We start from the raw sequence: 18346 nt of genomic DNA, 5'->3' as shown, positions 1-18346 counted from the left end.
GATATGGACTCAATCGAAGAAAAACTGACTCAACTGCGAACCACGCTTCGCCATCATGAATTTCTCTATCACGTCATGGACGCGCCCGAAATCCCGGATGCGGAGTATGACCGCCTGATGCGCGAACTGCGCGCCATGGAAGAGGCGCATCCGGAACTGATTACCCCCGATTCGCCCACCCAGCGCGTGGGCGCCATGCCGCTTACGGAATTCAGCCAGGTGCGTCATGAAGTGCCGATGCTGTCGCTGGATAACGTTTTCGATGAAGCCAGCTTTCTGGCCTTCAATAAGCGCGTGCAGGACCGACTGAAAAGCACCGACGCGCTGATTTATTGCTGCGAGCTGAAGCTTGACGGGCTCGCGGTCAGCCTGCTGTATGAAAACGGTCTGCTGGTGCGCGCCGCCACGCGTGGCGATGGCACGACAGGGGAAGATATTACCCTGAATGTACGCACCATCCGCGCTATCCCGCTTAAACTGCACGGCAAAGATATTCCCTCGCGCCTGGAAGTGCGGGGCGAAGTTTTTCTGCCTCAGGCAGGCTTTGAAAAAATTAACGAAGAGGCGCGCCGCAATGGCGGCAAAGTGTTCGCCAACCCGCGTAACGCGGCTGCGGGCTCCCTGCGTCAGCTTGACCCGCGTATTACCGCAAAGCGCCCGTTGACCTTTTTCTGCTATGGCGTAGGTCTGCTGGAAGGCGGCGAGCTGCCGCGCAGCCATATGGCGCGCCTGCAGCAATTCAAAAAATGGGGGCTGCCGGTCAGCGACCGCATTCGCCTGTGCGAGACGCCGGAGGCGGTGCTGGAATTTTACCGCAAAGTAGAGGCGGACCGTCCTGGACTTGGCTTCGATATCGACGGCGTAGTCATCAAAGTCGATTCGCTGGAGCTGCAGGAACAGCTGGGCTTTGTCGCTCGCGCGCCGCGCTGGGCTGTAGCCTTTAAGTTCCCGGCGCAGGAACAGATGACTACCGTACGCGATGTAGAATTTCAGGTTGGGCGTACCGGGGCGATCACCCCAGTGGCGCGTCTTGAGCCGGTGCAGGTCGCTGGCGTGTTGGTAAGCAACGCCACACTGCATAACGCCGATGAAATTGAACGTCTCGGCCTGCGTATTGGCGACAGAGTGGTGATTCGCCGTGCGGGGGACGTTATTCCGCAGGTCGTCAACGTTGTGCTTTCCGAGCGCCCGGAAGAGACGCGCCCGGTCGAATTTCCCGCGCATTGTCCGGTTTGCGGTTCTGATGTCGAGCGCGTTGAAGGCGAGGCGGTGGCGCGTTGTACCGGCGGATTGATTTGCGGCGCTCAGCGTAAAGAATCGCTCAAGCATTTTGTCTCCCGCCGTGCGATGGATGTCGATGGCATGGGAGATAAGATAATCGATCAACTGGTGGAAAAAGAGTACGTGCACACGCCAGCGGATCTGTTTGGCCTTGGCAAAGAGACGCTTGAGCGTCTTGAGCGTATGGGGCCAAAATCGGCGCAAAATCTGGTAGACGCGCTGGAGAAAGCGAAGCAAACCACGTTCGCCCGCTTTTTGTACGCCCTCGGCATCCGTGAGGTTGGCGAAGCGACGGCGGCCGGGCTTGCCGCTTACTTCGGCACGCTCGACGCGCTGATGGCCGCCTCGATTGAAGAGCTGCAAAAAGTGCCGGACGTCGGCGTTGTGGTCGCCACGCACGTCTTCAACTTCTTTGAAGAAGAGAGCAACCGTGAGGTTATCCGGGAGCTGGTTGAGCAGGTAGGCATCAGCTGGCCTGCGCCGCTTGTCGTTAAAGCGGAAGAGATAGACAGCCCCTTTGCCGGAAAAACCGTCGTATTGACCGGCTCTTTAAGCCAGATGTCGCGAGATGACGCTAAAGCCCGTCTTGAGGCGCTTGGCGCTAAGGTGAGCGGCAGCGTTTCAAAGAAAACCGATATGGTCATCGCTGGCGAAGCGGCGGGCTCTAAGCTTGCCAAAGCGCTGGAGCTTGGCATAGAGGTTATTGATGAAGCGGAAATGCTGCGTCTGCTTGGAGAGTGAAATGGAAAAGGCCCAGCTCATTGAGATAGCGAATACCGTGATGCCGTTTGGCAAATATAAAGGGCGGATGCTTATCGATTTGCCGGAAGAGTATCTGCTGTGGTTTGCCCGCAAGGATGAATTCCCGGCGGGCCGTCTCGGCGAGCTGATGGCTTTTACGCTACTGATTAAAAGCGAGGGGCTGACACACCTGGTGCAGCCCCTGAAGCGTCACTGAGCCTGAATGGCGCGGGCATCCGCCTGCGCTTTCGCGGTCTGGCGCTGATAACGACGCGCCAGCGCCGCACAGACCATCAGTTGGATTTGATGGAAAATCATCAGCGGCAGCACCATCACCCCAACCGCGGCGGCAGGAAAAAGAATATTCGCCATTGGAATGCCGTTAGCGAGACTCTTTTTCGAACCGCAGAATACGATAGTAATTTCATCCGCCTTATTAAAGCCGAGACGGCGGGCGACTACCGTGTTAACAATGATAACTATCGCCAGCAGCACCAGGCTTACCGCCACGATAAACAGCAGCGAGCCTGCACCCACCTGATGCCATATGCCGTTAACCACCGCCTCGCTAAAGGCGCCATAAACCACCAGCAGAATGGAAGCCTGGTCGGTCTTGCCTATCCATTTTTTATGTTTTGCTACCCAGTCGGCAATCCAGCGGCGGGAAAGATGGCCCAGTACGAACGGCAACAGCAGTTGCAACATAATGGTGCCGACTTGCTCAAGGCTGCCGCTGGCGCCGTTAAGGTGCATCAAAAGGCCAACCAGTAAAGGGGAAAGGAAAATTCCCAGCAGGCTTGATGCAGAAGCGGAGCAGACCGCCGCCGCCACGTTGCCGCCTGCCAGCGAAGTAAAGGCAATAGCGGATTGCACGGTGGCGGGCAGAATGCACAGATAGAGGAAGCCGGAATAGAGCTCGGGGCTTACCGACACCGGCGCCCACCAGGCAAACAGCACGCCCAGCGCGGGGAAGAGGATAAATGTGCTACACATCACCCACAGATGCAGGCGCCAGTGGCTGCCGCCTGCGATGATGGCTTCTCGTGAGAGCTTCGCGCCATGCATAAAAAAGAGCAGGGCGATGGCCGCATTGGTCAGCCAGTCGAACCAGGTGACCCATTCCCCACGTACCGGGAAGAAAGAAGCCAGCAGAACCACTGCGATAAGCGTAAGGGTGAAAGGATCGAGGATGCGAAAAAGTTTCATAACCGTTCCTGCCATAAGAAAGCTTCATTGTGCTCAAGGCGGTTTAAGAAATAAAATTGATTTATTGCATCCATTGATGAATAAAACAGATGAATTATACCTTACGCCAGCTTCGTATTTTTGTCGCCGTAGCGCAGGCGGGCAGCTTTAGCCGCGCCGGCAGCCAGATAGGGCTAAGCCAGTCCGCTGTTAGTCATAGCATCAAGGAACTGGAGATGCAGACTGGCGTGCGGCTGCTTGACCGTACTACCCGTGAAGTCGTACTGACTGAGGCTGGTCAACAGCTGGCGGTGCGTTTGCAAAGACTCCTTGATGAGTTAAGCAGCACGCTCCGTGATGTCGGCAGGCTGGGGCAACAACTCTCGGGTACGGTGCGGGTAGCGGCCAGCCAGACTATCTCCGCTCACCTTATTCCTCAGTGCATCGCCGAAGGAAATCAACGCTACCCGGAGATCGATTTTGTCCTTCACGATCGTCCGCAGCAGTGGGTGCTGGAAAGCATTCGGCAGGGCGATGTGGATTTCGGCATCGTGATTGATCCGGGACCGGTAAGCGATCTGGCGTGTGAAGTCGTGCTCGCGGAGCCGTTTCTTTTGCTCTGCCGGGAAAATGATCCTCTGGCTTCCCTGCCGCATGTAACGTGGCAGGCTTTACAAGGGGCGAAGCTGGTTTTGCAGGATTACGCTTCCGGCAGTCGTCCGCTGATCGATGCCGCGCTCGCCGCTCAACAGGTGCAGGCGATGATTGTGCAGGAGATAGGGCACCCGGCAACGCTGTTTCCGATGGTGGAAGCGGGAATTGGCATTAGCGTGTTGCCTGCTCTGGCGCTGCCGTTACCGCAAGGGAGTCGTCTTGCGGTACGACGTTTAACGCCTGTTATTGAGCGTAAGTTGATGCTGGTGCGCCGTAAAAACCGCTCACTATCGGGCGCAGCCCAGGCTATCTGGGATGTGGTACGTGAACAGGCCCGGCAGTTAACCGAGGCCCGGTGCGGCGATCCACTCTTTGAGGAAGAGTAAACTTAAACGTAGATATCAATCTGATGATCGCCAGAGGCTGTTTTTATTTCACTCGCCAGATCTGCTTTCTGCTGTGCGGCCTGCGCTTTTTGTTGTTGCTGTTGTTGCAGTTGCTGGAGTTGCGCTTCCAGCATCTCTATTTGCTGTTGAACAAGCTCTTGCTGACGCTGCTTCTGTTCAGCGCTGCCGCTGCCGCTGGTTATTTCTTTAAGCTGTTGCGTCAGTTTTATAATTTTTTGCGTAATTTGCTCGATTTGGGACGATACGTTGCTGCTATTGCCTGCAGAAGGTGAAGAACTGGTAGCGCTGATGGTGATAGACATGATTTTCTCCAGACGGAAATGGTACGAATGTTATCGGCAGAGAAAATAATATCTTGAGCAAAGCGGTTTTTTTGATGATTGAATTGGCTTTGTTAGCATGACGCTGAAAAGCAAAAAGGCGCCTTTAGGGCGCCTTTTTACACTGGTGGGGCGTGCAGGATGACTTCGCCCTCCGGGCCATTGCCGCAAGCGGCAATGTTGCCTCGCTAAAGCTCGGCTCGAACCTGCGGCAGGTTCGAATTATTGACAGCTGCGCATAGCAAAAAGGCGCCTTTAGGGCGCCTTTTTACACTGGTGGGGCGTGCAGGATGACTTCGCCCTCCGGGCCATTGCCGCAAGCGGCAATGTTGCCTCGCTAAAGCTCGGCTCGAACCTGCGGCAGGTTCGAATTATTGACAGCTGCGCATAGCAAAAAGGCGCCTTTAGGGCGCCTTTTTACATTGGTGGGTCGTGCAGGATTCGAACCTGCGACCAATTGATTAAAAGTCAACTGCTCTACCAACTGAGCTAACGACCCGAAGTGGTGGGTGATGACGGGATCGAACCGCCGACCCCCTCCTTGTAAGGGAGGTGCTCTCCCAGCTGAGCTAATCACCCACTTCGGTACTTCATAATAAGAAATTCGCTGGCGAGAAAGTGGTGGGTGATGACGGGATCGAACCGCCGACCCCCTCCTTGTAAGGGAGGTGCTCTCCCAGCTGAGCTAATCACCCACTTCTCAATTTCTTATCTACACGGCGGAAGCCACTTCTTTAGAGTGGTGGGTGATGACGGGATCGAACCGCCGACCCCCTCCTTGTAAGGGAGGTGCTCTCCCAGCTGAGCTAATCACCCCCGCTGTGTGGAGTCGCATTATAGGGAGAGTTGAAAATGAGTCAACGCCTTTTCCAAAGTTTTTGTTTGTTCGTCGTAAAATTAGCCAGGGTGATGGTTTGTTAAGCTTTTTCGCCTGAATTCGCGCCAAAATCACGCTTTGTGCCGCTGAGCTCAGGCGGCAACATTGAGGAATCAATTCAGGGTGGTAGAATATTGCGCACTGAAATTCCCTGGCATTTGCCGCTTTTCGGCACTGTTCAACACTAAGGCCACTTAATGAAAATCAAAACCCGCTTTGCGCCGAGCCCGACTGGCTATCTCCACGTCGGCGGCGCCCGTACTGCTCTCTATTCCTGGCTTTTTGCGCGTAATCAAGGCGGCCAGTTTGTGCTGCGTATTGAAGATACCGATCTTGAGCGTTCCACGCCGGAAGCAATCGAAGCCATTATGGATGGGATGAACTGGCTGAGCCTGGAATGGGATGAGGGTCCGTACTTCCAGACTAAACGTTTTGACCGCTATAACGCGGTTATCGATGAGATGCTGGAAGCGGGTACTGCTTATAAATGCTATTGCTCGAAAGAGCGTCTGGAAGCCCTTCGCGAAGAGCAAATGGCGAAAGGCGAAAAGCCGCGTTATGACGGCCGTTGCCGCCATAATCATGAGCATCATGCTGACGATGAGCCTTGCGTCGTGCGTTTTGCTAACCCGCAGGAAGGCTCCGTCGTATTTGATGACCAGATCCGTGGGCCTATAGAGTTCAGCAACCTTGAGCTGGACGATCTGATTATTCGCCGTACAGATGGCTCGCCAACCTACAACTTCTGCGTCGTGGTTGATGACTGGGATATGGAAATCACGCATGTTATCCGTGGTGAAGACCATATCAACAATACGCCGCGTCAGATTAACATTCTGAAAGCGCTGGGTGCGCCAGTGCCGCTCTATGCACATGTCTCTATGATCAACGGCGACGATGGCAAAAAGCTTTCTAAACGTCATGGCGCGGTGAGCGTGATGCAGTATCGCGACGACGGTTATCTGCCGGAAGCGCTGTTGAACTATTTAGTGCGCCTGGGCTGGTCTCACGGCGACCAGGAAATTTTCAGCCGCGAAGAGATGATTCAACTCTTTACCCTGGGGGCGGTCAGTAAATCCGCCAGCGCGTTCAACACCGACAAGCTGCTGTGGCTGAACCACCATTACATCAACACTATGCCAGCGGAATATGTTGCAACGCATCTGCAATGGCATATTGAGCAGGAAGGGATTGATACCCGTAATGGCCCGCAACTGGCGGAGCTGGTGAAACTGCTGGGCGAGCGTTGCAAAACGCTTAAAGAGATTGCCGGGACCTGCCGCTATTTCTATGAAGAGTTCGCTGAGTTTGATGCTGACGCCGCGAAGAAACACTTGCGTCCGGTTGCTCGTCAGCCGTTGGAAGTGGTTCGCGATAAGCTGACTGCTATTAACGAATGGACAGCTGAAAATGTCCATCACGCCATTCAGGCTACGGCCGATGAGCTGGACGTCGGCATGGGCAAAGTTGGCATGCCGCTGCGTGTCGCGGTGACCGGGGCAGGGCAGTCTCCTGCGCTGGATGTTACGGTACATGCTATTGGCAAATCCCGCAGCGTAGAGCGCATTAATAAAGCGCTGGCTTTTATTGCAGAGCGTGAAAGTCAGCAATAATTAGCAGCTGGATATTGTGCGTTATAAAAAGCCGGTCTTGATACCGGCTTTTTACTCTTCTTCAATCCCGAGCCGTGAAAGCAAACCGCTGACGCCTTCGTTTTCCAGTAATTCGCTAAGTCTGTGCTGCTCCCTTGCCGTCATCATGCTGAGCGCTTCCTGTAACTGAAGGGCTAAATCGCTGGTAGAGATGCTGTAATCGGCGGGCGTTTCCTCTGCGTAAGCCATTTCGCCTGCGAAGTAACGCAGCTGCTTTGTGCTAAGAAGATACTCACGTACCGCGGCATTAACGAAAATCTCAAGCTGACGCTTGCTGCCTTTCAGCTTTCTTCTTTTCCAGTTTTGCGCCCGCGCCCAGCGACTAATTGTCTGCGGCGTAGTGGCCGCCAGTGCTGCCAGCTCCGCAGAGGTCATCCTTGTTTTAAACTTAATCATTCTCTATTCCGCGCTTCGGATACCCAGCCGCAGCAACAGCCCGGAAATGCCTTCACGCAGCAATAGCGAAGTCATTTGCTTTTGTTCCGACGCTGTCATCTCTTTAAGGGAGTTTCGCAATAAGATCTCAAGGGGCGTGTCAGGAACGGCCGCGATGTAAACGCCGGTGTTATCTGCCGCCCGCTGCGTGCTGCGGATGAAATTTCTGACCTGTTCATCAACGTGGATAAGCCTGGCTTTACCACCCTGTACGCCGGGTTTAGGCGAGGTTTCCCATCCCTCTTTACGAACCCATTTGTTGATTGTTTGACGGCTATAACCCGTCATCATCGCCAGTTCTTCAGGCGTCATTCGTTCCTTGAGCATGAATAGTCCTGCTGACAGTGTGTTTATTAGGGCTTCATCTTAACGCGTAATTTTACTGGAAACTGTGATGTGAATAACTAGCGGATTCGGGAAAGCCGCTTCTTTTCAGATAAGTTGCTGGCTTTTTCATCGGTTGAAAAGGGATGATAAATTTGCCGTTGACAGTATGGAAGGGAATTCTTATTATGCCGCCCGTCAACACGACAGAGTGTTTACGTTGGGGCTATAGCTCAGCTGGGAGAGCGCTTGCATGGCATGCAAGAGGTCAGCGGTTCGATCCCGCTTAGCTCCACCAAATCTCATCCCACAAGATTTGGTCACGTAAAACGACATTCCGTGGGGCTATAGCTCAGCTGGGAGAGCGCTTGCATGGCATGCAAGAGGTCAGCGGTTCGATCCCGCTTAGCTCCACCAAAATTCAAACCCTCGCCAGACGGCGGGGGTTTTTTATTTCTGCTATTCCCTGTCACAGAACGTTCCTTAAACGCTGGCTAAATAACGCTTTAAGTAAAAATAAACATATATGATTATTTGTATTTTATTTTTATTTAATTCAATTAGTGAATGTATTTTTACTAAAAACGTAATTCATCTTTTGCCGCCTTGTCACACAGGTGAAAGGTATTTACCATTGGCAATGAATTCCCTTTCTTTTAAATAACAGAAAAATAACATTCATTGCTATGAAATATTACAATCAGCTGCGGAAATCAGGCATCGCTCTTGGGTTATGTTTTCTGTTAATACCTTTATCCCGTCTGTTATCTCCTCAGGCTGAGATCGATGGCGCTATGCTTTATCTCGCTTATTTGCCCTTAAGCGTAGCCATAGCAATGATGTTTATTTTTGGACGGTTCGCCTTACTTCCCCTTTTTATCAGTTTATATTTCTGGTATTGGCAACAATTGTCGCTGGAAACACTGCAAAATCTCACCCTGGTATCATGCTTTATTATGTCGCTTATTGCCGGGGGACTCGTTTGTCGACGCTTGCTTGGCCCGCGCTGGCGCTATGCTCTGCCGGGTAAGGGGGTGGGGATTCGGCTGTTTGGTTTTGGTTTGATAACGCCTTGTGTATTAAAATTATTGATGCTGCTGGCAGGGCTTTATCTTGGTTATCCCACTACCATCGCTTCTTATTTTGGTGAAAGCTCGCTATTTTACAGCGTGGTGGATTTCCAAAACCTGTTTCTCACTGCCTCGGCTTTTACCGTACTTTTTTATTATCCTTTACGAATAATATTGAGTAAGGTCGTCGCCAGAAATTTTTGGCGACGCTGCGTGCTCCCTGCCATAGCGCCGGACAAAATCATCTTTACCCTTAGCTGGTTATTTACCGTTGTTGTATTAACCTTGCTCTTTTGCTTGCCTTATAAGGCGGTGATTGTCTCCGGCTATATGGTTCCGGTTGTCTTTATCTTATTTACTATGGGCGTATTCCATCTGGGGCCCCGGCTGGTAACGCTGTGCTGGGCGCTGGTGACGTTATCGCTGCTTTCCTGGTACACCGGTTTTATTCCTGATGAAAATGCGCAATTCATGCTTTGCTTCGTGCTTTCCATTTTTATCGCTTTCACTGTCTCTATGCTTTTTATGACGGTGATATTTCAGCGTAATGCCTGGATGCAGCGTCGTTATCATACGCTTGCTCAGACCGATCCGCTGACCCAGTTACCTAACTTGCGGGCGCTGGAGTTCCACCTGGAGCGGGAACGCGCCGGCACGCTCTGTTGTCTGCGCCTGGGAAATCTGGAGATTCTCAGCCGCCACTATGGTTTGCAGATGCGCATTCACTGTAAAAAGACCGTCGTTCAGGCTCTGCAACCCTGGCTTGGCGTTAACGATAGCGTGTTCCATTTGCCGGGCTGCGATTTGTTAATCTTTCTCGCCGGGCCGGAGCCTGCATCCCGGCTGCGACATATTGTCGACATGCTTAACAGTAAGCGTATCCACTGGCATAACACGGCGCTTGAACTGGAGTACGGCGCCGCCTGGGCGAGCGTAGAGAACAATAAAGAGCTGCTTTACCGGCTTATTGGCCAACTCAGCTATCTGGCTGAGCAAACGCAAATGAGCGAGCCGGTGCTGGCGCTGAACGAGCGTGAAGCTAACGTTTCGGGCCAAATCACTGGACAAGTGCTTATGCTGCAAAGCGTGAAGCGCGCTCTGGATGAAGACCAGATAATGCTCTATGCCCAGCCGATCGTTGACGGGAACGGTCGGGGATATCATGAAATCCTTTCCCGTCTTTACTGCGACGGACAGGTTATTGCGCCAGATAAATTTATGCCCATCATCGCTCAGTTTAACCTTAGCGCCTGCTTTGACATGCTGGTGCTGCAAAAGCTGCTTCGTTACCTGAGCGTGCGCCCGCAAGCCAACAACGAGGCGCGCTTTTCCCTGAATTTAATGCCGATGACATTGATGCAAAAGGGAATTGCGAGACAAATCGTGTCGCTCTTCAACCAATATCAGGTTTCGTTCAGCGCAGTGATTATCGAAGTGACCGAAGCGCAGGCCTTTTCAGATTCGGAAACCAGCCTGAAAAACGTCGCTCTGTTGCGCCAGAGCGGGTTGCGTATCGCCATTGATGACTTTGGTACAGGTTACGCTAACTATGAGCGTCTGAAGCATATTGAGGCGGATATCATCAAAATTGACGGCTGCTTCATTAAAGACATTATCAACGATCCGGTTGATGAAATGATCGTTAAATCCATCTGCGAACTGGCGAAGGTCAAATCGCTGACGGTGGTGGCGGAATATGTTGAAACGCAGGCGCAGCGCGAAATGCTGCTTCGTCTTGGGGTGAATTATCTGCAAGGTTATCTGCTCGGCAAACCCGAACCACTGCAGTTCTGATATAAAAAAACCGGAGCCTGAGCTCCGGTTTTTTATTTTTTATCTATTACAGCACCAGCGCGGCGATAGAAGCGGAAAGCACGCTGACAAGCGTTGAGCCATATACCAGCTTCAGGCCAAAGCGGGAAACCACGTTACCCTGTTCTTCGTTCAGGCCTTTAATCGCACCGGCGATGATGCCGATGGAAGAGAAGTTAGCAAAAGAGACCAGGAACACGGAGAGGATGCCTTCGGCGCGTGGTGAAATTTGACCTGCCAGTTTCTGCAGATCCATCATAGCGACGAATTCGTTAGAAACCAGTTTGGTCGCCATAATACTGCCCACCTGCAGCGCTTCGCTTGCCGGAACGCCCATCACCCAGGCTACCGGGTAGAAGATGTAGCCCAGAATGCCCTGGAAAGAGATGCCAAGCACCGCCGCGAACAGAGCGTTAAGACCGGAAATCAGCGCGATAAAGCCAATCAGCATTGCAGCGACGATAATCGCCACTTTAAAACCTGCCAGAATGTACTCGCCCAGCATTTCGAAGAAGCTCTGACCTGCGTGCAGATCGGACATCTGCAGATCTTCTTCATTCTCAACACGGTACGGGTTGATGATTGAGAGGACGATAAAGGTGCTGAACATGTTCAGAATCAGCGCCGCCACCACATATTGTGGTTTCAGCATGGTCATGTAGGCGCCGACAATCGACATGGAGACGGTGGACATCGCCGTTGCGGCCATCGTGTACATGCGGTTGCGCGACATTTTGCCCAGGATATCCTTATAGGCGATAAAGTTTTCTGATTGTCCCAGAATCAGCGAGCTTACCGCGTTGAAGGATTCGAGCTTGCCCATACCGTTAACTTTAGAAAGCACGGTACCGACGGCGCGAATAATAATCGGCAGCACGCGAATATGTTGCAGGATACCGATCAACGCAGAAATGAAGACGATAGGGCAGAGCACTTTCAGGAAGAAGAACGCCAGGCCTTCATCGTTCATTTTGCCAAAGACGAAGTTAGTCCCTTCGTTAGCGAAGCCAAGCAGTTTTTCAAACATGTCGGCAAAGCCTTTTACGAAGCCCAGGCCGATATTTGAGTTCAGGAAGAACCAGGCCAGAAGAACTTCAATGACTAATAACAGACCAATATAAGGCAGACGAATTTTCTTGCGGTCATGGCTAACCAGCAAGGCAAGCAGCGCAACAACAGCAAGCGCCAGAATAAAGTGCAGAACGCGGGACATGTTTGCTCCGAATATGAGGCAGGTTTAATTTCCGTGCACATTCTATGCAACAAACATTTAGAAAACGAGAGTAAACGCACACTATAGTAAGGTCCTGTGACGGAACGCAAAAAAAGTGATCCATCATACAATTCTGATATGTTAAGTAAGGAAGTGAAAAGTTACATCATACTGCTACACTTGCATAACAACCGGGTCGCCAGAGCCGTCGGCTGTGACCGGACGCCATAAACCCCACCTTGCATCGTTTTCAGCTATCAGAGAAATCACGATTATCTTTCCTTAATGATCTTGATAATCATTCTCATTTTGTTAGCATGAAACATAGCAAAGGCTATATTTAGAGGCAAAGCATGAACAACAGTCGCGTTGAGAGTGGCAGTGGGCGTACAGCGCGCAAGTTAAGGCTGGCGCTAATGGGGCCGGCATTCATTGCGGCCATCGGCTACATCGATCCAGGCAACTTCGCTACCAATATCCAGGCGGGCGCCAGCTTTGGCTATAAGCTGCTGTGGGTCGTGGTCTGGGCGAACCTGATGGCCATGGTTATTCAGGTGCTTTCCGCCAAACTCGGTATCGCCACCGGTAAAAACCTCGCAGAACAAATCCGCGACCATTATCCACGCCCGGTAGTCTGGTTTTACTGGGTGCAAGCCGAGATCATCGCTATGGCGACGGATCTCGCTGAATTCATCGGCGCCGCCATTGGCTTTAAGCTTATCCTTGGCGTTTCGCTGTTGCAGGGCGCGATATTAACGGGTATCGCTACCTTCCTGATTCTAATGTTGCAGCGGCGCGGACAAAAGCCGCTGGAAAAAGTGATCGGCGGCCTGCTGCTCTTTGTCGCAGCGGCTTATATTGTCGAGCTCATTTTTTCTCAACCCAAAGTCGCCGCGTTGGCGAAAGGGATGATTATCCCGAGCCTGCCCACTTCTGAAGCCGTCTTTCTTGCCGCCGGGGTGTTAGGGGCGACTATCATGCCGCACGTTATTTATCTGCATTCTTCATTAACGCAGAACCTGCATGATGGTTCCCGCAAAGAACGTTACTCCGCCACCAAATGGGACGTCGCCATAGCGATGACCATCGCCGGTTTTGTTAACCTCGCAATGATGGCGACCGCGGCGGCGGCTTTTCACTTCAACGGCCACAGCGGCGTGGCGGATCTCGATCAGGCTTACCTGACGCTTGAACCGTTGTTGAGCCACGCGGCAGCCACCATTTTTGGCCTGAGCCTGGTCGCCGCAGGGCTTTCCTCGACAGTAGTCGGCACGCTGGCCGGGCAGGTGGTGATGCAGGGTTTTGTGCGTTTTCACATTCCGCTGTGGGTACGCCGTTCTATTACCATGGCGCCTTCCTTTATCGTTATCCTGATGGGGCTCGACCCGACTCGTATTCTGGTCATGAGTCAGGTATTGCTGAGTTTTGGCATCGCGCTGGCGCTCATCCCGCTGCTTATCTTCACCAGCAACCCGAAGTTAATGGGTGAGCTTGTCAATACCACGCTGGTCAAACGCACCGGTTGGGCGATTGTCACCGTGGTGGTGGCGCTGAATCTCTGGCTTCTGGTAGGGACGGCGCTGGGGCTGTAAGCGCATCGGCAGATAAGAAAAAAGCAGGCTTTGCGCCTGCTTTTTTTGTTCGGTTAGTGATGGTGATGGTGGCCTTTTCGCCCCCAGCCATGGCGGTCGCTGCGGTCTTCCCAGCCAGCGCGGTAGCCGCGCTCATAGGCCCGGCGGTTATCCCAGCCGCGTTTTTTATCCCAGCCGTGGTGCCAGCCATTATCATGGCGCCACCAGCGGCCATCGCGTCGTTCATAGTGACGATGCCAGTAATCACGGTCGCGCCAGCGGCCGCCGTCCCAGTAGTTACCGTAATTGTCACGATCGCCAATTTGTAATTTTATCGATGGCAACAGGGTGATTTCGCCAGCACTGGCGATAAGCGGCGTACCAGCGAGTAATACTGCCGCAAGAATCAGGGACCTGAACATACTTTTCTCCTTCACGATCGGGGCCATAAGGGCCTGTTACGAGAATATTACGGTCAGGTAAAGAACTCCTTTATCGCTTTAACTCCTAATTCCTGCGGCATAGCACTTTTTGCAAAATGTTTCAGGCAAGCTAACCGTTGAGTATGGCTTCGATTTCCTGCCGTTCTTCCTGCGTAAACTGCCGATTCTCCAGCATGCCGACAGCATCCTCAAGCTGGCTGGTCTTGCTCGCGCCAATTAATACCGAGGTTACTTTTTCATCACGCAGTACCCATGCGAGCGACATTTGCGAAAGCTTCTGGCCGCGGCGTTCCGCCATCGCGTTAAGTTGACGCACCTTCTCAAGCTTCTCTTCAGTAATCTGATCCGGATTGAGGAAGCGGCTGCCGCTTGCCGCGCGGGAGTCTGGGGGGATGCCGTGCAGATAACGGTCCGTAAGCTGCCCGCCCGCGAGCGGTGAAAAAGCAATGCTGCCTACCCCTTTTTCGGCCAGCACATCCAGTAATTCCTCCTCTACCCACCGCTCAAACAGAGAATATTTGGGTTGGTGAATAAGGCAGGGGGTACCGAGATCGTTCAGTATATCTATTGCCTTGCGGGCAAGCGGCGCCGGGTAGTTGGACAGACCGACATAAAGCGCTTTACCCAGGCGTACCGCATGATCCAGTGCGCGCATCGTCTCTTCCAGCGGCGTTTCCGGGTCTGGCCGGTGATGATAAAAAATATCTACGTACTCAAGCCCCATACGTTTCAGGCTCTGGTCGAGGCTGGAAAGCAGGTATTTGCGCGATCCCCAGTCGCCGTAGGGACCGTCCCACATGGTGTATCCCGCCTTTGAAGAGATGATCAATTCATCGCGATAAGGCAAAAAATCTTCCCGTAAAATGCGGCCAAAGTTGCTCTCCGCTGAACCTGGCGGCGGCCCGTAGTTATTGGCGAGGTCAAAATGCGTAATGCCCAAATCGAAAGCGCGGCGCAACAGTTGGCGGCTGGTTTCCAGCAGCGTGGCATCGCCAAAGTTATGCCAAAGGCCAAGAGAAATAGCCGGAAGCTTCAGCCCGCTGCGGCCGCAGCGGCGATATTCCATCGTCTGGTAACGAGCCGGATCTGCCTGATAAACCATGAAGAAAGCCTCTGTATGAAGGTCTGCAGTAAGTGTATGCGTTTACACTAAAAACGGTTGATCCTCAGCCTACACCGCAGCGCGCCGTAAATCCTGCTTTCCAGTCTGAATTGCTGCCGCATTCTGGACAGCGATCACACTTCTTCGATACTCAAATCAGGCCCTTATTAAAAGGATGGCTGTTATGTCTTCTCATTACAGCGTTGCGGATTATCTTCTCGACAGGCTGGCAAGCCTCGGCATTTCTCATTTGTTCGGCGTGCCGGGAGACTACAACTTACAGTTTCTGGACAATGTGATTAGCCACCCGCAGGTCAGGTGGGTAGGATGCGCTAACGAACTCAACGCCGCTTATGCAGCGGATGGTTACGCCCGCTGCCAGGGCGCAGGGGCATTGCTGACAACCTTTGGCGTCGGCGAACTCAGCGCGCTTAACGGCATTGCCGGAAGCTATGCCGAATATGTCCCGGTTTTACATGTGGTTGGCGCGCCCTGCCTTGGTGCGCAGCGCAAAGGAGAATGCTTGCACCATACGCTGGGCGATGGCGACTATTCTCACTTTCTGCGTATCGCACGCGAAGTATCGGCAGCGCAAGCGTTGTTAAAGCCGGAAAATGCCTGCGCTGAAATCGATCGGGTTATCCGCGAAATGCTGACGACCCGGCGGCCTGTTTATGTATTGCTGCCTGCCGATGTGGCAAAAATGCCTGCCACCCCCTCTGTAAACGTTCTCACTGAGGCCGTTATTCCTTCCGATGAAAATGGTCTGGCGGCTTTTAGCGAAGCGGTGAACCAGCGGCTGGCGCAAAGTCGGCGGCCTGCGCTACTCGCTGATTTTCTGGCGCAGCGCTTTGGGCAACAAAAAGCGTTACAGCAATGGCTGGACGATACGCCGATGCCGCACGCTTCGCTGCTGATGGGCAAAGGATTGCTGGATGAAAGCCAGCCTGGGTTCGCAGGCACCTACAGCGGAGCGGCGAGCGTTAAGCACGTGCGCGAAGCCATTGAAGAGGCGGATTTGGTCATCTGCGTGGGCGTACAGTTTTCCGACACGATTACCGCCGGCTTTACCCAAAAGCTCTCTTACAGCCAGACTATCGACATCCAGCCGCAGGCCACGCGCATCGGCGACCAATGGTTCAGCCCATTACCGATGGCGCAGGCGGTGGAGATCCTGCATCAGACCTCTAAGCGTCATGTGCAGCGCTGGCCGCAGCCCGATATCAAACCGCCCCGTCCCGAGCGGGGGGAGGGGAAAGGGCTGGACCAGGCTGCTTTCTGGTGCGAAATACAGAGATTCCTCCGCCCCGGCGACATCGTGGTCGTGGACCAGGGAACCGCCGCTTTCGGCGCGGCGGCGCTGCAGTTGCCCGCAGGCGTGACTTTTCTTGTGCAGCCGCTTTGGGGCTCTATCGGTTACGCGCTGCCCGCCGCCTTTGGCGCGCAAACCGCCTCGCCGAACCGGCGCGTAGTACTGATTACCGGCGATGGCGCGGCGCAGCTTTCCATTCAGGAACTGGGTTCAATGCTGAGGGAAGGGCAAAAGCCTGTCGTGATTATCCTTAACAATGACGGCTATACGGTTGAGCGCGCTATTCACGGCGCGGAGCAGCGCTACAACGATATTACCCGCTGGGACTGGACGGCGCTGCCGCACGCCCTGGACATCAGTCATCAGGCGCAAAGCTGGCGCGTCTGCGAGCCGGTGCAGTTGCGGGAAGTGCTTGAGCGCTTAAGCCAGCCCGCGCAGTTGAGCCTGGTAGAAGCGGTGCTGCCGAAAGAGAGCCTGCCTGCGCTGCTCGGCGCCGTCAGCGCGGCGCTTGAGGCGCGCAACGCCGGCGGCTAGCTATCGTCGCGCGAAGCCATCATCAACGGTTTGCCCGCCAGCAGCAGCCAGGCGGGCAGCATAACGATGCAAAGCAGCGGCAAAAGATTAAGATCCGGCACTATCGCCGCCGCCATAAAGAGGCTAAGCCAGCCGTCGCGCGTGACCACCAGCACCATTCCCAGTACCGCGCAGGAAAGCGTAATGGCGGCAGGCACCGCTTCTACATGTTCATGCAGCATGAACCCAAGCGACACGGCGACAAATACCGCCGGAAAGATTCGACCGCCGCGAAAGCCGCAGGCGGCGGCGATGACCAGCGCGGCCAGTTTTACCATCGCAAAAAGCAGGTAATCCGCCACGCTGTAGGTCTGGCTGAAGGCGAGTTGCTGCATCTCATCCAGCCCTTTGAATAGCGTAACGTGCCCGCCGATAATGCCGAGCAGCCCCAGGCAGAATCCCCCCACGCCCAGTATCAGTACCGGGTGTTTTAGCCTGCGCATCAGTTTATGCAGGCGCGGCAGGCACCATACGGCGACCATCCCAAGCGCGATGGCGATAGCCGCCACCACCGCCCCGCTGAGAATGTCCACCAAACGCATCTGGCCATAAGGTGCGACGGACAGCGAAAAATGGGGATGGAAAAAGAGGTTGGTTGTTATTCCGCCAGCGGCGGCGGCCATCAGCGGTGCGAAAAGTTTATCCCACAGCGGCGCATCGTTGCTGCTGTTAAGGGTTTGCGAAAAGATAAGCGCGGCGGCGACCGGCGTGCCAAACAGCGCGCCGATAGTGCCCGCCGCGGCAAGTATCGTCCAGTCCAGCGGATTGACGCGAGGCAATACCCGCGCGCCAAGCGCTACAGCCAGCGCGATATTCAGCGCCATAATTGGATTTTCTGGCCCAAGACTCACGCCGCCTGCCAGCCCCAGCACCAGCGCGATAATAAGACCCGGCAGCGCGTGGGGCGATACCGGCGCGCCGATAAGCGGTTCCAGCGCCGGGTCTGGCCCGCCGTGGCCCGGCAGGTAGCGAATCACCAGTCCTACCGCCACGCCGGTCAGCGTCAGCATTAATAAAATCCAGAAAGGGGAATCGAGAGAAATGCCAAGCCGGGAGGGAAGCGACTGCCATAATAGCATTTGCAACGCCGCGGCCATCTTCATAACGCCTGACAGGACGAGACTTGAACCCACGCCAATCATCAGCGCGGGGAAGGAGAGCAGCAGCATGGTTCGGGCTCGCGGATGGAGCATGATACCTTCCTTAACATATTGTACCGTTGTCTTATTCAGGACGCGCGCGCCCCTGTGCCATAATCGCATGACAAAAGGTGCTGAAACGGTAAAGGTAATCTGTGACAGCAGTCAATAAACCTGGGGCACTTATGCTATGGTCATTGTTGTTCTGGCGCCGGGAAATTACAGTGTGCCAGGG

15 protein-coding genes, 6 tRNA genes and 2 other RNA genes are annotated in these 18346 nt (G+C 53.9%); 9 read left to right on the top strand and 14 right to left on the bottom strand.

The genetic code is table 11. The features are described 5' to 3' along the window. Positions 1–3 precede the first annotated feature (3 nt). Positions 4–2022, top strand: coding sequence for an NAD-dependent DNA ligase LigA (gene ligA, locus ACU4F7_RS16125; RefSeq protein WP_481637341.1), 2019 nt, complete (start codon positions 4–6; stop codon positions 2020–2022). Position 2023: 1 nt separating this feature from the next. Further along, positions 2024–2239: a DUF3820 family protein gene (locus ACU4F7_RS16120; protein WP_024559111.1), complete on the top strand. Its 216-nt coding sequence runs from the start codon at positions 2024–2026 to the stop codon at positions 2237–2239. Here the strand turns inward: ACU4F7_RS16120 and ACU4F7_RS16115 are convergent. After that, the gene (locus tag ACU4F7_RS16115) at positions 2233–3228 is read right to left on the bottom strand and encodes a bile acid:sodium symporter family protein (RefSeq protein ID WP_481637340.1); all 996 of its coding nucleotides are present in this window, start codon (positions 3226–3228) and stop codon (positions 2233–2235) included. The two genes, ACU4F7_RS16120 and ACU4F7_RS16115, sit on opposite strands and share 7 nt — an antisense overlap. Positions 3229–3317: 89 nt before the next feature. Here ACU4F7_RS16115 and ACU4F7_RS16110 point away from each other — a divergent pair, with 89 nt between their 5' ends. Continuing rightward, complete coding sequence (locus ACU4F7_RS16110; protein ID WP_481637339.1) at positions 3318–4247, top strand: LysR family transcriptional regulator; 930 nt, start codon at positions 3318–3320, stop codon at positions 4245–4247. Between the two features lie 2 nt (positions 4248–4249). On the opposite strand, the gene ACU4F7_RS16105 is transcribed toward ACU4F7_RS16110, so the two are convergent. The 7 genes from ACU4F7_RS16105 to ACU4F7_RS16075 form a co-directional block, all read right to left on the bottom strand. Beyond that, positions 4250–4570 (bottom strand): FlxA-like family protein, encoded by a 321-nt coding sequence (locus tag ACU4F7_RS16105; RefSeq protein ID WP_029593524.1) that lies wholly within the window; start codon positions 4568–4570, stop codon positions 4250–4252. Positions 4571–4713: 143 nt separating this feature from the next. Then, positions 4714–4840, bottom strand: a non-coding RNA gene (locus tag ACU4F7_RS16100) — RtT sRNA. A gap of 22 nt (positions 4841–4862) precedes the next feature. Continuing rightward, a non-coding RNA gene (locus ACU4F7_RS16095) (RtT sRNA) lies at positions 4863–4989 on the bottom strand. 22 nt (positions 4990–5011) lie between these two features. After that, positions 5012–5087: transfer RNA gene (locus tag ACU4F7_RS16090), tRNA-Lys, on the bottom strand. A 4-nt stretch (positions 5088–5091) separates the two neighbouring features. Beyond that, positions 5092–5167: transfer RNA gene (locus tag ACU4F7_RS16085), tRNA-Val, on the bottom strand. A 40-nt stretch (positions 5168–5207) separates the two neighbouring features. Next, positions 5208–5283, bottom strand: a tRNA-Val gene (locus ACU4F7_RS16080). A 45-nt stretch (positions 5284–5328) separates the two neighbouring features. After that, positions 5329–5404, bottom strand: a tRNA-Val gene (locus ACU4F7_RS16075). 258 nt (positions 5405–5662) lie between these two features. Between ACU4F7_RS16075 and gltX the strand changes: the two genes are divergently transcribed. Continuing rightward, complete coding sequence (gene gltX / locus ACU4F7_RS16070; RefSeq protein WP_481637338.1) at positions 5663–7078, top strand: glutamate--tRNA ligase; 1416 nt, start codon at positions 5663–5665, stop codon at positions 7076–7078. A 51-nt stretch (positions 7079–7129) separates the two neighbouring features. On the opposite strand, the gene ACU4F7_RS16065 is transcribed toward gltX, so the two are convergent. Both ACU4F7_RS16065 and ACU4F7_RS16060 read right to left on the bottom strand, forming a co-directional pair. Then, positions 7130–7513 carry a YfeC-like transcriptional regulator gene (locus ACU4F7_RS16065; protein ID WP_029593522.1) on the bottom strand — a complete coding sequence of 128 codons (384 nt, stop codon included), beginning with the start codon at positions 7511–7513 and terminating at the stop codon, positions 7130–7132. Between the two features lie 3 nt (positions 7514–7516). Beyond that, positions 7517–7879 (bottom strand): YfeC-like transcriptional regulator, encoded by a 363-nt coding sequence (locus ACU4F7_RS16060; RefSeq protein WP_024559105.1) that lies wholly within the window; start codon positions 7877–7879, stop codon positions 7517–7519. A 219-nt stretch (positions 7880–8098) separates the two neighbouring features. On the opposite strand from ACU4F7_RS16060, the gene ACU4F7_RS16055 reads away from it, so the two are divergent. From ACU4F7_RS16055 to ACU4F7_RS16045, 3 genes are all read left to right on the top strand, one after another. Then, positions 8099–8174 (top strand) — tRNA-Ala (locus ACU4F7_RS16055). Positions 8175–8217: 43 nt separating this feature from the next. Beyond that, positions 8218–8293: transfer RNA gene (locus tag ACU4F7_RS16050), tRNA-Ala, on the top strand. Between the two features lie 269 nt (positions 8294–8562). After that, positions 8563–10740 carry a sensor domain-containing phosphodiesterase gene (locus ACU4F7_RS16045; RefSeq protein ID WP_481637337.1) on the top strand — a complete coding sequence of 726 codons (2178 nt, stop codon included), beginning with the start codon at positions 8563–8565 and terminating at the stop codon, positions 10738–10740. A 46-nt stretch (positions 10741–10786) separates the two neighbouring features. Here ACU4F7_RS16045 and ACU4F7_RS16040 read toward each other — a convergent pair whose 3' ends face one another. Continuing rightward, complete coding sequence (locus ACU4F7_RS16040) at positions 10787–11971, bottom strand: NupC/NupG family nucleoside CNT transporter (RefSeq protein ID WP_029593521.1); 1185 nt, start codon at positions 11969–11971, stop codon at positions 10787–10789. 353 nt (positions 11972–12324) lie between these two features. On the opposite strand from ACU4F7_RS16040, the gene ACU4F7_RS16035 reads away from it, so the two are divergent. Further along, complete coding sequence (locus ACU4F7_RS16035; protein ID WP_071809273.1) at positions 12325–13563, top strand: Nramp family divalent metal transporter; 1239 nt, start codon at positions 12325–12327, stop codon at positions 13561–13563. A 53-nt stretch (positions 13564–13616) separates the two neighbouring features. Here ACU4F7_RS16035 and ACU4F7_RS16030 read toward each other — a convergent pair whose 3' ends face one another. Next, positions 13617–13964, bottom strand: a complete 348-nt coding sequence (locus tag ACU4F7_RS16030) for a DUF2502 domain-containing protein (RefSeq protein ID WP_024559101.1) — start codon at positions 13962–13964, stop codon at positions 13617–13619. A 130-nt stretch (positions 13965–14094) separates the two neighbouring features. After that, a complete protein-coding gene (gene mgrA, locus ACU4F7_RS16025) occupies positions 14095–15087 on the bottom strand; it encodes an L-glyceraldehyde 3-phosphate reductase (RefSeq protein WP_481637336.1) in 993 nt (330 codons plus the stop codon). Between the two features lie 184 nt (positions 15088–15271). Between mgrA and ACU4F7_RS16020 the strand changes: the two genes are divergently transcribed. Continuing rightward, positions 15272–16933: an alpha-keto acid decarboxylase family protein gene (locus ACU4F7_RS16020; protein WP_481637335.1), complete on the top strand. Its 1662-nt coding sequence runs from the start codon at positions 15272–15274 to the stop codon at positions 16931–16933. Here the strand turns inward: ACU4F7_RS16020 and ACU4F7_RS16015 are convergent. After that, positions 16930–18165, bottom strand: coding sequence for an ion channel protein (locus tag ACU4F7_RS16015; RefSeq protein WP_029593517.1), 1236 nt, complete (start codon positions 18163–18165; stop codon positions 16930–16932). The two genes, ACU4F7_RS16020 and ACU4F7_RS16015, sit on opposite strands and share 4 nt — an antisense overlap. Between the last annotated feature and the right edge of the window lie 181 nt (positions 18166–18346).

The sequence above is a fragment of the Franconibacter pulveris genome, assembly GCF_056780215.1.
This window is presented reverse-complemented; position numbering and strand designations above follow the sequence as displayed.